We start from the raw sequence: 17,749 nt of genomic DNA on the forward strand, positions 1-17,749 counted from the left end.
GCCCGAGTCGCGCAGCGAATCCTCGCCATGACCGCCGCGATCTGGCACAACCGCGCCACCGGCCAACCCGTGACCAGGTCCCTGATCGCCTACGACCACTGACCCGACTTCGGACTTACTCGTCTAGTGCGCTGACCAAGAACGTTCACCGGGTTGGTGACACGCCGGGTGGGGTGCACCGCGTCGGGCCGGGTGGGTTTCAGGCTCGATGGCGATCGTGATCGCTGTCGGGAGTGAGGTGTCGGGATGGCCGAGCCGGTGAGGGCGCGGCGGTTGAGCGATGAGGAGGGCCGCCGGCTGCAGCAGATCGTGCGGCGTGGCAAGCACGAGTCGATCCGGGTCCGCCGAGCCTTGATCATCATGGCGTCGGCGTCGGGTACCCCGGTGCCGGCGATCGCCCGCCTGGTCGCCGCGCACGAGGACACTGTCCGGGACGTGATCCACCGGTTCAACGAGATCGGACTACGCGCGTTGGACCCTCAGTGGGCGGGAGGCCGTCCCCGCCTGATCACCGATGATGACCAGCTGTTCATCGTCGCGACGGCCACGACCCGACCGAAGAGCCTGGGTCGCCCCTTCACGCATTGGAGTATCCGCAAGCTCGCCGACTACCTGGCCACCAACCGGGTCAGGCGAGTGGCCATCGGTCGGGAACGGCTACGGCAGATCCTGCGCCACAACGACGTCTCCTTCCAGCGCACCCGCACCTGGAAGGAGTCCCGCGACCCGGACAAGGACGCCAAGCTCGACCGCATCGAGGAGGTGACCAGCCGGTTCCCGGACCGGTGTTTCGCCTTCGACCAGTTCGGCCCGCTGTCGATCCGCCCGCACCACGGCAGCGGCTGGGCGCCGGCCCGCAGACCGGACCGGCTGCCGGCGACCTACACGCGTACGCATGGCATCCGCTACTTCCACGGCTGCTACAGCCTCGGCGACGACCAGCTCTGGGGCGTGATGCGCCACCGCAAAGGCGGCGACCACAGCCTGACCGCGCTCAAGTCGATCCGCGCCGCCCGCCCGGACGGCGCCCCGATCTACGTGATCCTGGACAACCTGTCGGCGAACAAGACCCCAGCAATCCGGGCGTGGGCTGCCCGCAACAAGGTCGAGCTTTGCTTCACCCCCACCCAGGCGTCCTGGGCCAACCCGATCGAGGCCCAGTTCGGGCCGCTACGCGCGTTCACCCTGGCCAACTCCAACTACCCCAACCACACCGTCCTGGCCCGTGAGCTGCAGCAGTACCTGCGTTGGCGCAACGCCAACGCCCGCCACCCCGACATCCTCGCCGCCCAACGACGGGAACGAGCCCGCATCCGCAGCGAACGCCGACAACGATGGGGCCGGCCGCGAGCCAAGGCCGCCTGACGCTCACACCCGGTGAACGTTCTTGGTCAGCGCACTAGTGGCCGGCACCGTCCGCCCCCGCCGGCCGGTAGCCGATGGCCGGCACCGCCTCTCCTGTCGTGGCCGGCACGCCCGTCAGCCGGTGGCCGGCACCGTCCTGATCTCTGATTGGTTCGAGATCACCACCGGCTGGGTACGGAACAGACACCGAGCCGAAAGGTCAGAACATGGTGAACAGTTACCGCGTCGCCCGCAGCCAGGATCAGGTCCGGACCACCCGTGAGGTGACGGCATGAGCGCGCACGCCAACCCGGCGACCGTCGCCGACTGCCTGCGCCTCGGCGCCGGCTTCTCGCAGAACGACCGGAACTGGATCGTCGAGCAGTTCGCACCGCTGGACGCCCGGTTGGCTGCCTTCCCGGCGGACGGCACGGACCTTGAGCTGATGGTGAAGGACCGGGCCGCCCGGGGCCAGAAGGTGACCCTGGAGTGCCACATCCCCGGTCAGCCCCGGATCGTCGCCACCTCCGCCGAGGAGGCGCTGCACGACGCGCTGAACGACGTCCGCAACGACCTGCGCCGGCAGCTCAACGACGCGAAGACGCGCACCGAGCCGGGCAGCAACAAGCACCTGCGGACCACCGGGCCAGATGCGCCGGCCGCGCCGCTCGACCCGGAACAACTGGTCGACTGAGTACCGGGCTGGTGCTGGTGCCGGGCGGGTTCCCCCACCCGGCACCACGGGTCGACCGTCAGACCGAGCCGACCGTCAGACCGGGTCGACCGTCAGACCGGGGCCGGAACCCGACTCCGCCCACGCCGGACCCGGCTGGCGGGACGCGCCGGCTCCGCCCCGTCCCCGGCCACCGGCCCGTCCGCCGGTTCCGCCAGGTCCAGCGGGGCGACCGGGTCGGCGTGCTCGGACGACTCCAGCGGGGCGAGCAGATCGGCCGGATCGGCCGGATCGGCCGGCTCCAGCGGATCGGCCGGGTCGGCGTGATCGATACGGTCGAGTGGATCGGCCGGGTCGGCATGGCCGAGGAACTCGGCCAACTCGTCGTCGGTCAGGACCGCACCGGACCGCACCGGGGCGCCCGCCGATCCGGCAGTGCCCGCCCGGTCCGGGCCGGCACCCAACGGGTACCCGAAGGCCGGCCCCGGACCGCGCCCCGGGGCGTACCCGGTGGTGCCGTCGCCGACCCCCGGCCCGGCCGGCGGGGTGAACCGCAGCTCCGGTGGCTCGAACCCGTCGTCGACCGGGCCGGCCTGCGGAACGGTCGGCACCTGGTCGTCGGGTACCGGTTCGGTCGGCTCACCGTGCACCCGGCTCTCTGCGGCGGCGTCCTCCACCGTGCTCGTCGCCAGGGTCGGCCGGTTGCGCAGGAAGCGTCCCCGCCCCCGGGACAGGTCGTGGCCGACGGCCACCGCCTCCAGCTCGTAGAGCGTCCGGTGGTTGCCGGCGTCGTCGATCCAGTCCCGGGTGTAGAGGCGGCCGACCACGACCACCGGGTCACCGACCATCACCGAGGAGGCCACCCCCTCGGCCAGCTTCCGCCAGCAGTTCACCCGTACCCGCAGGCTGTTGCCGTCGACCCAACGACCACTGTCCCGGTCCAGCCGGCGGGCCGTCGAGGCGACCTTGAAGTTGGCCACCAGGGTGTTGCTCTGGGTGGTCCGCCGCCACTCCGGCGCCGTCAGGACGTTACCGACGACCGTTACGTAGGTATCGAACACGATCCCTCCACGGGGTTCCTGGGTTTGCATCGTCCGAGTCGACTCGCCGCCGAGCGTGCCCCTCGGCAGCGCCCCGGTCGACCCACCGTCGCGTACCTGTGGACAACGGAACCGCCTGTGGAAAAGAACCTGATCACGTCACGATGTGCTATGCACCGCCCCACCTACCGTCCGGTAGCTTTCCGGCGTACCGTCGGCTGACATGGAACCGGACGTGCTGGGAGCGCCGTACGAGCGGCACACGATCGACCTGGGCACCGACGACGAGGGGCCGGTGGTGGCGACCCTGGTCCGGCGCCGCGCCGAGCGCCCGACCGGACGGGCCGTGCTGCACGTGCACGGCTTCGTCGACTACTTCTTCCAGACCCACGTGGCGGACTATTTCACCGCACGCGGGTGGGACTTCTACGCCCTCGACCTGCGCAAGTACGGTCGCAGTCTGCTGCCCCACCAGACCCCGAACTTCTGCCGCGACCTGAGCGACTACTTCCCCGAGCTGGACGCGGCAGCGGAGATCATCCGGGGCGGGGACGGCAACCGCACCCTGCTGGTCACCGGCCACTCGACCGGCGGTCTGATCACCTCGCTCTGGGCACACGCCCGACGCGATGCGGGCATCGTCGACGGCCTCTTCCTGAACAGCCCGTTCTTCGACTTCAACGCACCCTGGTTCGTCCGTCGGCCGCTCGCCGCCGCCGTCTCCCGGCTGGGCGGCCGGTCCCCCTACCGGATCGTGCCGCTCGGGCTCCGTCCGGTGTACGGCCAGAGCCTGCACGCCGAGCACCACGGCGAGTGGACCTACGACCTGGCCTGGAAGCCGCTCGGCGGGTTCCCGGTACGCGCCGGCTGGCTGGCCGCGATCCGCCGGGCCCAGCAGCAGCTCCGTGCCGGTCTGGCGATCCCGGTACCGGTGCTGCTCGCCTGCTCCACCCGCACCTTCCGGGGCACGAGATGGCACGACTCGGCGGCCCTGGCCGACGCCGTACTCGACGTGGAGCACATGGTCCGCTGGGCTCCCCGCCTCGGGCACCACGTCACCCTGGCCCGTTTCGACGGCGGGATGCACGACCTGACCCTCTCCGGCCCGGTCGTACGCGAGAAGGTACTCACCGAACTGGGCCGCTGGGCCGACGCGTTCCTGCTTCCCGACCGGCCTATCGGGGTCCGGGCCCCGGCCGGGGCTGACGCCCCTCCCCCGGCCAGGGTGCCCGCCGCTCGGGGTACGACTCCCGGTCCGGACGGCCCGGCGGAGCACCCGGCGGCGGTACCGGCCGGTTGACCGGTCCGGGCGGTACCGGCAGCTCACCGCTTCCCGGGCCGGGCCCCGGCGGCGCCGACGGTCCGGACGGTGGGCCGGGTGGCGGGCCGGGTTCCTCCGGTCCGCCCGGGGTGAACGGCAGCCACACCCCGTCCCGCCAGATCAGCAGATCCCGGCTGAGCAGGTGCGCCCCACCGGCGAAGAACACCCGGTCGACCGCGCGGCGCACCTTTTCCAGCCCCGGCACGGAACGGCTGCTGGTCACGATCACCACGTCCCGGGCCGGTACGCCCACCACCAGCTCACCCGGCACCGACTGCCGCAGGTCCGCCCAGAACTCGTCGACCAGCAGCACACTGCACTCCAGGCCGGCGAAGGAAAGCATCAGCGCAGGTGGTTGACCGTGCACCCGTAGCCCGTCCAGCGCCGCGTCAAGGTTGTCCAGGGCGGCCCGGCGCAGCGCCCGCCGGTTCACCCGGAGCGCGTCGAGGTCGGCCCAGGTGACCAGCCGCTCGCCATAGGGCGGCCCGAAGGAGTACGCCACCCGGAGCGAGTCCGCGAAGTCGTCGAGCAGGTGGTCGGGGCCGACCTGCTCGTCCTCCACGGACACCAGGAGCGGAAGAAAGCGGGTGCTCGTCACCTGCACCCATGAAAACCTAGTATGTGCTGGCCAGCCTGGCATCCCCCCGTGCGGCCCACGCCGCGTCGGGCGGCGGTACCCTGCTGACGCGAAACACCGCGCGCCCGTAGCTCAGCGGATAGAGCAGGGGACTTCTAATCCCAAGGCCGCAGGTTCGAATCCTGCCGGGCGCACAGGCACTTCTTCCAACCGACCGGCTCGCATGGAGCTATTCGTGGAGCCATCGAGCTAGGGTCAGCCTCGTGGCAGGCGTGAAGCGGCAGCGCGGCGAGATCATGAAGCTCCCCAGCGGATCACTCCGCGTGAGGGTCTACGCGGGCGTCGACCCGCTCACCGGCAAGCGGCACTACCTCACCGAGACGATCCCGGCCGGTCGGACCGCCGAGCGAGAGGCGGAGAAAGTACGGACCCGCTTCCTCAACCAGGTCGACGAGAAGCGCAGTCCGCGCACCCGCGCCACCCTGAACCAGCTACTCGACCGCTGGCTTGAAGTGGTGGACATCGAGCCGACCACCCGCATGGGGTACGTGAACAAGCTGAACAAGCACGTACGGCCGGTGCTCGGCAAGCTGCCGGTCGGCCGACTCGACGCTGAGACGTTGGAGTCGTTCTACGCGAGCCTGCGCCGCTGCCGGGACTGGTGCGGCGGCAAGGCGTTCGTGAAGCACCGCGTAGAGGGTGAGCACACCTGCACGACGAAGTGCCGGCCGCACGTCTGCAAGCCGCTCAGCGCCTCGTCAGTGCGACAGATCCACTGGATCCTGAGTGGTGCACTGAGCCGGGCCGTCCGGTGGCGTTGGATCGCCGTCAACCCCGCCGGGCAGGCCGAGCCACCCGCGCCGCCGCATCCTGATCCGCAGCCGCCGAATTCAGCTGACGCGGCGCGCATCATCAACGAGGCATGGCGCGATCCGGACTGGGGTGCGCTGGTCTGGCTCGCCATGACGACCGGCGCCCGGCGCGGCGAGCTGTGCGCGCTGCGCTGGCAGCATCTCGACCTGACCGCCGGCGTGCTGACGCTGCGGCGCAGCTCCTACCTGGACGAAGATGGTGAGCTGCGGGAGAAGGACACCAAGACGCACCAGCAGCGGCGGGTAGCGCTCGACCCGGAGACGATCGAAGTGCTGCGGGAGCTGCACGGCCGGTACCTTGACCGCCTGGCCCAGCTCGACGCGGACAATGATCTCGCTGACTACGTCTTCTCCCCCGAGCCGGACAACAGCCGTGGCTACCGCCCCGACACCATTACCCAGCGGTACGGCCGGCTCGCCACTCGGCTCGGCATCGACAGCCACATTCACGCGCTGCGCCACTACTCGGCTACCGAGCTAATCAACGCGGGTGTTGACGTGCGGACCGTTGCCGGCCGACTTGGTCATGGCGGTGGCGGGACAACGACGCTCAGGGTCTACGCCGCCTGGCTGTCAGAGTCGGACCAGCGTGCGGCTGGGACGCTAGCCGCTCGGATGCCGCCGCGTCCGGCCGCACCCACACTGCGAACGGCGGAAAGCAGCCCGTACCGAGCAATAGCGGCAGAGCTTCGCGAGCAAATCGCGACCGCGATGCTGCGGCCCGGTGATCAGCTTCCGGCGGTTGCTGAACTAGCGGCAGCTTATGGCGTCTCCGTCGGCACCGCTCACCGGGCTGTCGTCCTTCTGACAGCAGAAGGGTTGGTCAACGTCTCCCGCGGTCGTCGAGCGACCGTCACGTATGCATGAGCTGCGGATTCACCCTGAACTGCGACTCGAACAGGTTGCTATAGGGAGCACAAGAGGGACGGTCCGTCGGTACCCCAGCGACATCAAGTAGGGCAGACTTGGCACGTCCATCGCTCTATCCGCTCATTGATCTATGGGAGCCAAGTTGACGGCGGTCAAGCGAATCTTATGCCTTGCAAATTCTCGCAAACCGCAGGGGCGATGTATAGCCGGGCTCGAGCTAGATGGAGCGAGAGCTAGAGGATGGATCCGGCCCATAAGCAGCCGACCTCACCAGGCAGTAGCAGAAAGTGAGCGGCGATACAAGGATGGCAGCGAACCTCAAGTCTTAGACGTTATCGCCATCCCACTACTTTCTCCGCAACCGAGAGGGCACCAACAGGAGAATTGGGTACTCGATCATAATTTCTACTGGGCGAAGGTTGGAAACTTTGCCCCCAGGGAGCTCGCGGTGCTGGCTGACACTTCCGGTTCGCTCTGGAAGAACGGTTGGCACACGCGTAACGGCCTAAATGATTGCATACCAGCCGAAGAAACCGACGCTGCAGGTGGCTCCCTAAAGCTAATACTCCTGAGAGGCGGCCTGAAGCTGCGTGTCTATACAACCGGCGGATCTTTCGGCAACCCGAAACGGCGAGTCCAAGCAGACTTTTATTTTGGCGGCGTACGGTATAATATTTGGGTCACAGACCCAGCTATAGAAGACGAGTACCTACCTCGACCAGACGGTGAATACGAACTCGGCGCTAGCTACTTGACGGTCAGCCTTGGCGAGCCATACGTCGATGAACGTTGCCACAAACTCGTCGCTGCAATTATTGGAGCCTAGAATGCCTGCACAGAGCTTACAAATTTTCACAGTTGGACACTCCACACACTCACTGAATAGTTTCGTTAATCTCTTAAGGGTTGCACGGATATCAGCCATAGCCGACGTTCGCTCAACTCCCTACAGCCGGCACCAGCCTCACTTCAATCGAGAAGCGTTTAGATCTTCACTCAAGGACGCTAACATTTCCTATGCTTTTCTTGGACATGAGCTTGGCGGACGCGGCGTCGGGCCATCTGTCAGGGATCAGCATGGCCGAGTTCGCTACGAACGAATTGCAGAGACGGACCTCTTTCGCGAAGGGCTCAAGCGCCTGCGGGAGGGCGGCGAACGCATGCCAGTTGCAATAATGTGCACCGAAGGGGAACCACTAAGTTGTCACCGCACCATCCTGGTCAGCAGATACTTAGCCGAATACGGCGTAGAGATAGCGCACATTCATCCCGACGGCATGCTTGAATCGCACCGCGATACGGAGGAACGACTTTTGCGCATTACGGGCCTCCACCAACCAGAGATGTTCAGGACCAGAGATGAGATACTGAAAGAGGCCTACCAGCGACAAGAGGAGCGCATAGCCTATGTGGCACCGCGTGCCGAGCTCCAGGAAAGCATCCCGTCGTGAAAATCTACACTATCGGCTTTACGCGAAAGTCCGCTTCGCAGTTCTTCGAAACGTTACGAAGTGCGCAGGTTAAGCGGGTAGTCGATGTCCGACTGAATAATGTCTCCCAGTTGGCCGGGTTTGCCAAGAGGCACGATCTGGAATACTTCCTCAGGGAAATCGGATCAATTCGCTATACTCACGCTTTAGATCTTGCGCCTACCCAGGACATGCTAGATGCATACAAGAAGGGCGCGAGCATCTGGGGCGAATATGAAGCCCGCTTCGTAGAGTTAATCCAAGGAAGACACGTAGAAGTGAGCTGGGCCAACGAGCTGCGCGATGGCGACTGTTTCCTTTGCAGCGAGGAGCAGCCGCAAAATTGCCACCGTCGACTTGTTGCCGAATACTTCGCAGACCACTTCGGCAAGGTGGAGATAAAACACCTTGTCTGATTCGATCCCTTCAACGCCAAGCTATTGCGAAGACACAGACAGCTTCGCGAGTTTCTGCACCTGGTCAAGGATTATATTAGCGGCCCGCTGAGTGATGCTCTAGCTCGCTCCTGACCACACCCTGAATGCCTAGGCGAAGCTGCAACCCCGTCCAAACAGCGCGACGGAGCCCTAGTTGCTGAAGCCCGACAGCCGCCGGCAGGACGGGGTCTGCAAGCGAGACTCGCTGCAGGCTGTCTTAACCAGGGAGGTAGGTCGATTCGGCACCTGATCGCTATATCGGCATGATGTGCCTATGCGTTTGCTAGTGCTCGGCGGGACCTGGTTCGTAGGCCACGCGGTCGTAACGGCTGCTATCGCCTCTGGCTGGGAGGTGACGACGTTCAACCGGGGCACCTCAGATCCCTTCCTAGAAGCAGTGCGGCCCACCCGGGGCGACCGGACCCGCCCTGAAGACGTCACCGCCCTCGCCGCTGCTGGCCCTTGGGACGCCGTGGTCGACACCTCGGGCTACGTGCCTAGGAACGTTCTCGACGTGGCTCGCGCGCTCGCTCCCGTCGCCGAGCGCTACGTCTTCATGTCGACGGTCAGCGTCTACCGGGACTGGCCGCTGAAGCCGCTCAGCGAGCAGTCCGAGGTGCTCTACTGCCCGCCTGACGCCGGCCCGGACTACGGCACCGACACTGAAGACGGGCCGACCCAGTACGGCTACCAGAAAGCCGGCTGCGAGGCAGCGGCCGTCACCACGTTCGGAGCGGACCGGACCACGATCCTGCGCCCCGGTGTCGTGCTCGGCCCGCGTGAGTACGTCGGCCGCCTGCCGTGGTGGCTGCGCCGCGTGGCTGCTGGTGGGAACGTTCTAGCCCCCGGCTCCCCCGACCGCACCATTCAGCCCGTGGATGTACGCGACCTGGCCGCGTTCGCACTCCACACCATCACCGAAGGTTCCTCCGGCGCGTTCAACGTCTGTGCCCCGGTGGACAGCGCCGCCTTCGGCGAACTACTGGCGGACTGCGCCCACGCGACCCAGGCCGACGCCTCTTTCGACTGGGTGCCAGATGAGGTCTTGCTCAGCCAAGGCGTCCGGCCGTGGTCCGAGTTGCCCCTCTGGCGCACGTTCGACGGCGTGTGGCGCGTCGACACGACCAGGGCACAGACAGCCGGCCTACGCTGCCGGCCGCTCTCCCTGACCGTCCGAGACACCTGGCGCTGGATGGTGGAGAGCGGCGAGGCCAGCAACCACGATCGTGCCGCCGAGATCGGCATCAGCCAGGACAAGGAAGAGCAGGTGTTGGCCGCCTGGCATCGGTCAGGTAAGCGGACGGGCTGAGGTTTCCGACAGCCACGCCGAGATGCGCTCGGCAAGCTGGCGCGCGTCCGCGTCGTGGCCCCACGGCGACTGGCTCAGCAGGTGCTCTATCCGCGACAGCCGGCCAGTTAGCGAGACGTTGCGCTTCTGCGGCGGCAGGTCCAGGAGAAAGCCGCTATCGCCGCCGCGAACGCCGATGCGTCCGGCCGGGACACTCTGCTTGCCGAAGCGACCGCTGCCGCGATGAGCGCCGACGCCGTGACCGTGCCCGTCCTGCCGCAACTGGTCGCCGACGACGTCACCAGCGAGGAAGCCGCGTCCCTGCTCGCCGAGCAGGGCGGACGCCTCGCCGTGCTCTCCCCGGAAGGCGGGATCTTCGCCACCATCGCCGGCCGCTACTCCGGCACCCCCAACCTGGAAGTGCTCTTGAAAGGCCACGCCGGGGACATGTTGCGGGTCAACCGCCGTTCCCGCGCCCCCGAACACGTCGAGCACCCCGCGCTCACCCTCGGCCTGGCCGTACAGCCCGACGTGCTGCGCGACCTCGCCGACATGCCCGGCTTCCGAGGCAAGGGACTGCTGGCCCGAATCCTGTTCAGCCTTCCCGAGAACACCGTCGGCCGCCGGAAAATCGGTGCCGACCCGGTACCTGAACCCATCGCCACCGCCTACGCCGCCAACCTCGGCGCCCTGGTCGCCAGCCTTGCCGAATGGACCGACCCGGCCGTGCTCCCGCTCACCCCGGAAGCCAACGAACGGGTGTTGGACATCGAACGGGCCGTTGAGCCACGCCTCGCCCCCGGCGGAGCATGGGGACACGTCGTGGATTGGGGCAGCAAGTACACCGGCGCAGTGGTCCGCCTCGCCGGGCTGATCCACCTCGCCGGACACCTGCGCGACGGCTGGGGCACGCCGGTCACGGCTGAGACTGTGGAACGGGCCGCGCTGCTCGGCGAATACTTCGCCGCTCACGCCCTGGCCGCGTTCGACGACATGGGGACCGACAAGAGCACCCGATACGCCCGACTCGTGCTCGCCTGGATCGAACGCACCGGCTCCACCACCTTCACCAAAAAGGAGCTGTACCGGGCCGTCCGCAGCCAGATCCCCACCGCCGCCGACCTCGACCCCGTGCTGTCACTGCTGGAAATCCACGGGTACGTGCGCCAACTCGACCCACCCGCCCGGGCCGGCGCCGGACGGCCACCCTCGCCGGCCTTCCTCGTCCACCCGGACGTACACCAGGCCACCGGCACCATCCACGCCCTGACCGCGAGGGCAGACCGCAGACCCGCGTAGCCCCGCTGGTCTAAATGGCCGCAATGGCAGAAACCCCACGTGGCTGGGGTTTCTGCCATTCTCACCATTTAAACCAGAGCCCTCGCCGGGCTGCCGGCCACCTACTCACTGGCTTTCGACCCGGCGCGCACGCAACGAACACCCTGGCCGAGTTGGCTAGAGGCGGAGAGCATCACTGACCGGGCGGACTTGCAGAGTGAGCTTGATTATCTCGGCCACAGTAGATGCCACGGCCCACGTGTCCGGGTTGAGGGAAAGCAACCGTTTCGCAAGGTAATCTGACACCGCCGGCCGGGCAAGGACTCGATCGACAGGCTCGGACCGGAATTTAAACTCCGCGACGGCGGGCATTGCATTTGCGCCAACCTCGTCTACTCGGATCCCGTCGAGCACTATTAAGAAATCGTCCCACGCTTTCCGGTCCTCCTGGACGAAGGCGTCAGGACAATGTTCGCCATTGCCACCCGCCCGAATATAATCGGCAAGTGTGGAGCGCATCCTGCTCGCCCCGCCGGCGCCGGCGCGCTCGGACTTCATCAGAGAGTCGTTGATGCGCCCTAGCGCCCACTTGGTGCCGTAGTGATCCCGAAGGGCCTCAGCAAAATTCGATCCGAGTTCGGAAAGCCCACCCTGCACACGCTGTCGGCCGAGAGCGGCCAACGCCCCGGTTCCCTGGGCCCACACACGCATCATGATCGCTGTGGTGATGCGCTGAGGTGGGTCAGCCGCCAGGCTGGCCTTGGCGACATCGGCGACGAACGGGCTAAGCATGGCCGAGCCGGTGATGGTGGCCCGCTGCATGCTCTCGGCTGCATAAACCAAATCCATAGAAGGCGGGCGTTGCATAACACCGACAGCGGTTCGAATAAGCTTCATTTCGACCCTGGGTGACGGTGCGGCAAACTTGTCCTCTAGCAAATCCAGGGCAAGCCCGGCGGCTGGATGCAAGTAAATCGCCAGGTAGCTGCCAGAGTCGATATCCTCGACCATGTTTAAAATTTCATCGATAAGATGATCGCGATCATTGGCGAGCCTTCCCGCAGCAAGGAGGAAGGTGTTGCGCCAGTGCGATGAGAGCGCTATTGCTCGCAGCCTGGCCATGATCCTCTCATCTGGACCGGTGGTCACCGCACGCGCCGCCATCAACTCCTGCAAGCTGCGCACATCGAATCCGACGTCGTCGGTATTCTTGGCAACCAGCAGCACGAGCCGAGTTGTCGCGGCGCCAGCAATTTTTTCAGCTAGCCTTCGAGCCTCATCCCTCGGGTGATCCTCCTTGTCGAGGATCTGTCTCGCCAAGGCCTGCAACTCAGAATTTGGCAGGGAAGCCTCAGTCTTATGGGTATCTTCGGCCTGAATCTGCAAACGCAGTCCGACCTGCTCATGCAGTTGGTCAACAGTCCGGCGGTGCTGATCCAGCAGACGGGCAGTAGCTGTGTTCTTGCCGACCTCTCTGCTGTAGATCGTGCGGTAGTAGTCAGCAAACAATGTGTAGCGGTCTTGAGGTACTCGGGCCCGCCCCTCTAGCAGCAACGACATGATGGTCACCTGCAGTGGGGTGACCATCAGACGTGCGGTTAGTGGATCCTCGGCCGCCTCACTGATTCGGGCCAACACGTTTGCGTGCGCATCCGGGTCGTCGGCGAGGCGCACATCGGCCAGTTTTCGGGCGAAAGCCTCTGCCTGCTCGCTGGTCAACTGCATCAGGTGCAGGTGCTGATACCGGTCGGGGCTAAACTCAGCGCTGTAGCCCTGGGGCCGAGTCGTAGCAATGACCATCAGGTCGGCGTCGACACTGGCCGCATCGATGAAAAAGTCGGCGATCCGGTCGATCATCGCCTCACGGACCTGCGGAGCCGCAACCTCATCAAAGCCGTCGAGGACGAGCAGCCAGGGCCACGAACTGAGCCAGGTCTTAAGCTGTCCCGCCGTTACGGTCTCCGCGCCCCGGTCGCTGATTTGGATTGCAAGATGTCGCAGTATGGAGGTGGTGGGGGATCCGCCAAGGACGTCCGCGTACTTGCTCAGATCGAGTCGCAGCGGCCACCGTTTGTTGACGGGCCCGGGAAGCCCACTGTCGCCAAGATGCTGGCGCAAGGTGGCGACCACTGCCGCAGCCTGCGCTCCGATCGCACCAAGGTCGCTAATCAAATTGGCGCGGTATATCTGACACAGCAACTGGCCGACCGTAGTCTTGCCCTGGCCTGGCCCGCCAACCAATACACAGTGCGGCTCCGAACCCTCGTATATACTAGGCCGCAGCACATGATCCCCAATCGCGATCACATGTTCGAGAACATTGACTGCCCGGTGCTTAGAAGGCGCCTCATTGGCTGCCGTCGGCAGTGCTTTTAGATCAATTCCAACTTGCCCGATTTGCAGCTTCTCATTCCTGCGAGAACCAGATTCGCCGAGGCGGATCCATTGCTCGGCAACAAGTTCCTTCGCAGCGTGTCGATGCAGAACCTCACCTATGTCGACCGACTCGCCGATCAACGTCTGTCGCAGTTGAGTCAGCACGTCCCCCGAAGTAAGCAGCCCAGCATAGGCAGCCCGAACTCCGGCCTGACCGTCTAGGAGCCGACACACGTGGTCATAGTGCCAAATCGCGTAGGCTTTAAGCGGCAGTTGGTCCGCGAATTCGTCGAATACGTCTTCGACGGCGTCCAAGCCGTGGCCGGGCACAGCCGACAGCGGAACGTTACTTATGAATAGAAGATTGTCCGGCTTAGGCTGGCGGTTTTTCTTCGGGCTTGTCCAATCCTGCAACTCAGCTCGAATCTGGCTCCTGAGCCAGGTTGCATTAGCTTCCGCAGTTCCTGGCCGGGCCCGAAACTTCGCCTGAGCGACTGTATATCCGCTCCACTGAAGGCCCTCTTCTATCTCGAACAAGGCGGTCGTGGTCAACTCTCGGCCGCCGTCACGTCCAACGCCGTACACCTTTACATTGGACGGGCCTGCTAGGGCTGCGAGCAGCGACTGACTCATGTGCTCAAACTCGGTGGTCCCGAGTTGGGTCAGCGGATAGTCACCCACGACGACACCACGTTTCCTGCTTGCTCTAGCCGGAGTAGGGAACTGGCAGCCTAACTGGTGTTGCAGCACCCTCACCACCCCAACTCCTGCCATCCGCATGCCGTCGACTCGCCCTGCCCGCCACTCCAAGACGGCTGACAGCTCGTACGGATGCTGGCCGGTCGGGCTGTGACCTGTTCGGCTCGCTCGGATCGACGGCAGGCGGAATGGCCTATCGCCATCACCACGAACGGACCTGCTTGCAGCTCCGGCCATCTTGGAGGGCATCCTCGCCGAGGACGACATCAACGCATGCGTCCCGGACGCCTGCCGGGGTGGAGGCGGTGATCTGCGCGGAGCACGCGGACATCCTGCCAACTGCCGGGATCTCCAACCGTCAAGGTGGCGCGCCTTCTCAATGGAATCCATCAGCGGCTTCCAACTCTCGCGCCGCTGATCCTGCCGTGCCGGCTTGGCATCGACGGAGATGATGTCGTACTTCTTGAACGCCTCGTCGCTGTCCAGATGTCGGAAGTTGATCGGGTAGAGACGCACCCACTTCGGCCTGAGCATGTCCGTCCGCAGCCCGGCCACACAGACAGTTTCTCCGTACTTCTCGGACGGATTCGGAGCAGCCTTGACGGTGATCAGAAGTTGCAGCCGGACTGTGCGGTTATCTCCGGGCTTCGGATCGGGGCCGGTCTCACTGGAACGGAACAGCGACATCTGGGCCACACATGCCTCCAGCCAAGATCACTATAGGTAGTTGTGTGATCACACAAACATTCAGGTTCTCATGGACCGGCCGAAACACACAGCGGACACGGCGCCTTCCGCACACGCAAAGCGAGAGCAGTTCGGTGCCACCCGGCGAGCAGAGGCCCGATCAAAGGAGCCGCTGTCGATACGCGCGGTGGCGCGAAATCAAAGCGACATCGAGGTTGGGAAGAGGTCGAAGGCGACAGCCGCCACCTGGACGAGGTTGAACCACCCCCGCTCCCACACATGGCCGACCCGCCGTAGCAGGGCTCCGCGCATGCGCGACATGCCGCTCACGGTTAGGCAGTTCCCGCTGCGCTCCCATGGTCGTTTCGCGCCTCCCGCCGTACCGCGAACCGGTCTGGTCGGCCGCCTGGTGGGGCGCCCTAAAGGGGGCGCGTCGACGACGCGGCTCGTGTCAGGATGCTCGGCGTGTCTGGTCGCGCACGGAGCTTCGGAGCGGTGGCGGAGGCGTACGAGCGGTTCCGGCCCGGGTACCCTGCGGCGCTCGGCGACCTGGTCCTGACGTACGCGGGTCGGCCGGTACGGACCGCCCTGGAAATCGGTGCGGGGACCGGCAAGGCCACCCGGCTGTTCGCCGAACGAGGGGTGACGGTCACCGCGACCGATCCTGACGGGGCCATGCTCGCCGAGTTGCGTAGACGGGTGCCGGCAGATGTCATCACCGTGCGGGCCGCGTTCGAGGACCTGCCACCGGGCGAACGGTACGGGCTGGTCTTCGCGGCGGCGGCACTGCACTGGACGCACCCGGATGGACGCTGGCCACGGATCGCCGGGCTGCTGGAGCCGGGTGGGGTGTTCGCCTCGTTCGGTGGGCCGGTCCGGCTGGCCGACCCGGGTGTGGAGGAGGCCGTGCGCGCGGCGCGGGCACCGTTCCTGGCGAGCGACGAGATTCCGTCTCCGGATGGGACGCCGCCGGAGCAGGACATGCAGTGGCCGGGTACGGAACTCCAGCGGTCCGGGTGGTTCACCGACGTCCAGCAGTCGGTGATCGAGCGACGCCTGACGATGGGTGCGGCCGACTATGTGGGCCTGCTTACGACCATTTCGGCCTATCTGGAACTACCGGCTCCGGCGCAGAAGCAGGTGTTCCGTCGGATCAGGCGGGTCCTGCCCGAGCGGGTGGAGATCGTCGGCGACGTCACCGTCCATCTGGCGCGTCGGCGCGATGGGTAGCAGCGCCGGGCCGGTCGGGCCGGGTAACAGCGCCACGGACCCGGCACCCACCTGGCGCAGCCCGCGCCTGGCCGACGTCGTCGCGGAGATCGAGGCCGAGATCCGGCAGGCGTGGGCGGGTCTGCGGCGCGACTTCGGCGTCGCCCCCGACTCACCGGACGAGACGGCGCTGGCCTGGCTCGTCGCGGACGATCCGGCGGGGTACGACTGGCGGGCGGTGGACGGCGCACTGGACCGGTTGCGCTGTCCCGATTGTGGGTCGCGGTTGACCGGTGGGCCGGTGGGGTGCGGGACGTGCGACTACTACCACCGGATGCGGTTCGGTGCGCGCGAGGTGGACCGTCAGCATGTCCCGCCGGGGAACGAGCACGGACTGCGGGTGGCGACTGCGGTGGCGCGCGCTCGTCACCGGTACGCGCCCCGGGCCCGGGTGGGCTACGAGTTGGTCCTGCCTGATCTGGTCGCCGGCACCCTGCCGACCACCCGGCAGGCTCAGGCCGCCAAGGCTCTGATCAACAGGCTGACCGACGACGAGTGTGACCGGGTCACCAGTGTCGCCGAGGTGGAGCGCCTGGCGCAGGGCCGCTGACCGGGCCGCCGCAGCAGCAGCAGGGACCGGAAGAAGCCGCAGCAGCACCAAGGGCCGGAGGAACAGGCTGCGAACCAGGTCGTAGCGGCTGTCAGCCGTCCTGCGGGCCGAGGTGGTCCTGCGGGCCGCCCTGGAACTCGCGTACCTCGACCGGCAGTGTCGTGGCCCGGGCGAGCTTGCGCGCCCACTCCAACGCCGCCTCCCGGTCGGGGGCCCGGATGATGGACAGGCCGCCGACGTGTTCCCGGCCCTCCGCGTACGGGCCGTCGGTGACGACGATGCCGCCGTCTCCCGGTCGGACCACGGCCGCCGCACCCGGCTCGTGCAGGCCACCGGCGAGGACCCAGGCACCTGCCGCCATCATCTCCTGGTTGACGGCGGCGACGTCCCGCATGATCGGTTCCAGGATCTCCGGTGCCGGGGCACCGCCGTCGGGCTGCTGGATGCTGAGCAGAAAGTGTTTCATCGTGGCGTCCTCCCGGGCCCTTCTCCGGATCACGGTACGGCGGGAGGGTGGGTACGCGCCGGGCGTACCGACTCCCACTGTCCTAACGGAGCAGCGACGCTGACGGCCCGTCGCCGCACGCCGGGGGTTCTGTCACGCGGCAAAGGTGACAGCAGAACGCAACGCTACTCGGGGCCCACGCCGGCCCGACGAAAAACTGGCCCCCGACAATATGTCAAGGGCCAGCACACATTCGGGATCAGAGGCCCGACTCGGCGACGCCGCGCATATCGATCCCTCCCGCCTCATTCGTTGATGCACCAGGCCAGGTGGCAGATCGTGCCGCCTGGTTCAGCAGAGCATAGGACCCGGCTATGGCACTTGTCGATAGCGCGCGACGTAACAGGGCCAGCCGGGGCAACAAACCAGGTAAATGGCGCGATGGTTACTCGACATCCATCTCCGGCGCATGCCTGTTGGCGCCGAATTACGGCACTTTCATGACATCACCGATTTTGTGCTTGATCTTCGGGTACCGGCAGCCACGCCCACCC

The 17,749-nt window shown here is 66.2% G+C and carries 12 protein-coding genes, 1 tRNA gene and 3 pseudogenes; 13 read left to right on the top strand and 3 right to left on the bottom strand.

Annotation, left to right across the window (positions count from 1 at the left end):
* The 3 genes and pseudogenes from GSF22_RS34800 to GSF22_RS16555 form a co-directional block, all read left to right on the top strand.
* Positions 1-102 (top strand): annotated as a pseudogene (locus GSF22_RS34800) (IS982 family transposase); the annotation flags it as partial.
* Between the two features lie 144 nt (positions 103-246).
* The gene (locus GSF22_RS16550; protein WP_208814485.1) at positions 247-1,365 is read left to right on the top strand and encodes an IS630 family transposase; all 1,119 of its coding nucleotides are present in this window, start codon (positions 247-249) and stop codon (positions 1,363-1,365) included.
* 271 nt (positions 1,366-1,636) lie between these two features.
* Positions 1,637-2,038 carry an HPF/RaiA family ribosome-associated protein gene (locus GSF22_RS16555; RefSeq protein WP_208814486.1) on the top strand — a complete coding sequence of 134 codons (402 nt, stop codon included), beginning with the start codon at positions 1,637-1,639 and terminating at the stop codon, positions 2,036-2,038.
* A 272-nt stretch (positions 2,039-2,310) separates the two neighbouring features.
* Here the strand turns inward: GSF22_RS16555 and GSF22_RS36125 are convergent.
* A pseudogene (locus GSF22_RS36125) lies at positions 2,311-3,078 on the bottom strand (single-stranded DNA-binding protein); the annotation flags it as partial.
* A gap of 202 nt (positions 3,079-3,280) precedes the next feature.
* Here GSF22_RS36125 and GSF22_RS16565 point away from each other — a divergent pair.
* The 8 genes and pseudogenes from GSF22_RS16565 to GSF22_RS16595 form a co-directional block, all read left to right on the top strand.
* Positions 3,281-4,357 (top strand): alpha/beta hydrolase, encoded by a 1,077-nt coding sequence (locus GSF22_RS16565; protein WP_208814487.1) that lies wholly within the window; start codon positions 3,281-3,283, stop codon positions 4,355-4,357.
* Positions 4,358-5,076: 719 nt separating this feature from the next.
* Positions 5,077-5,149, top strand: a tRNA-Arg gene (locus GSF22_RS16570).
* A gap of 69 nt (positions 5,150-5,218) precedes the next feature.
* Positions 5,219-6,694 carry a tyrosine-type recombinase/integrase gene (locus tag GSF22_RS16575; protein ID WP_307804051.1) on the top strand — a complete coding sequence of 492 codons (1,476 nt, stop codon included), beginning with the start codon at positions 5,219-5,221 and terminating at the stop codon, positions 6,692-6,694.
* 133 nt (positions 6,695-6,827) lie between these two features.
* Complete coding sequence (locus GSF22_RS36130; RefSeq protein ID WP_439957787.1) at positions 6,828-7,523, top strand: dual OB domain-containing protein; 696 nt, start codon at positions 6,828-6,830, stop codon at positions 7,521-7,523.
* Position 7,524: 1 nt separating this feature from the next.
* On the top strand, positions 7,525-8,148 hold the full coding sequence (locus GSF22_RS35995; RefSeq protein ID WP_208814488.1) for a DUF488 domain-containing protein: 624 nt from the start codon (positions 7,525-7,527) through the stop codon (positions 8,146-8,148).
* Positions 8,145-8,582: a DUF488 domain-containing protein gene (locus tag GSF22_RS16585; protein ID WP_208814489.1), complete on the top strand. Its 438-nt coding sequence runs from the start codon at positions 8,145-8,147 to the stop codon at positions 8,580-8,582. The genes GSF22_RS35995 and GSF22_RS16585 overlap by 4 nt, the downstream gene beginning before the upstream one ends.
* Before the next feature lie 295 nt (positions 8,583-8,877).
* Positions 8,878-9,912 (top strand): NAD-dependent epimerase/dehydratase family protein, encoded by a 1,035-nt coding sequence (locus GSF22_RS16590; protein WP_208814490.1) that lies wholly within the window; start codon positions 8,878-8,880, stop codon positions 9,910-9,912.
* Positions 9,913-10,056: 144 nt separating this feature from the next.
* A pseudogene (locus tag GSF22_RS16595) lies at positions 10,057-11,190 on the top strand (YfjI family protein); the annotation flags it as partial.
* 156 nt (positions 11,191-11,346) lie between these two features.
* Here GSF22_RS16595 and GSF22_RS34810 read toward each other — a convergent pair.
* Positions 11,347-14,940, bottom strand: coding sequence for an NACHT domain-containing protein (locus tag GSF22_RS34810; RefSeq protein ID WP_244367538.1), 3,594 nt, complete (start codon positions 14,938-14,940; stop codon positions 11,347-11,349).
* A 447-nt stretch (positions 14,941-15,387) separates the two neighbouring features.
* Here GSF22_RS34810 and GSF22_RS16605 point away from each other — a divergent pair, with 447 nt between their 5' ends.
* Complete coding sequence (locus GSF22_RS16605; protein ID WP_208814491.1) at positions 15,388-16,161, top strand: class I SAM-dependent methyltransferase; 774 nt, start codon at positions 15,388-15,390, stop codon at positions 16,159-16,161.
* On the top strand, positions 16,154-16,750 hold the full coding sequence (locus GSF22_RS16610) for a hypothetical protein (protein ID WP_208814492.1): 597 nt from the start codon (positions 16,154-16,156) through the stop codon (positions 16,748-16,750). The genes GSF22_RS16605 and GSF22_RS16610 overlap by 8 nt, the downstream gene beginning before the upstream one ends.
* A 91-nt stretch (positions 16,751-16,841) precedes the next feature.
* On the opposite strand, the gene GSF22_RS16615 is transcribed toward GSF22_RS16610, so the two are convergent.
* Positions 16,842-17,216 (bottom strand): YciI family protein, encoded by a 375-nt coding sequence (locus GSF22_RS16615; RefSeq protein ID WP_208814493.1) that lies wholly within the window; start codon positions 17,214-17,216, stop codon positions 16,842-16,844.
* Between the last annotated feature and the right edge of the window lie 533 nt (positions 17,217-17,749).

Source organism: Micromonospora echinofusca (assembly GCF_017614955.1).
GTDB lineage: Bacteria > Actinomycetota > Actinomycetes > Mycobacteriales > Micromonosporaceae > Micromonospora > Micromonospora echinofusca_A.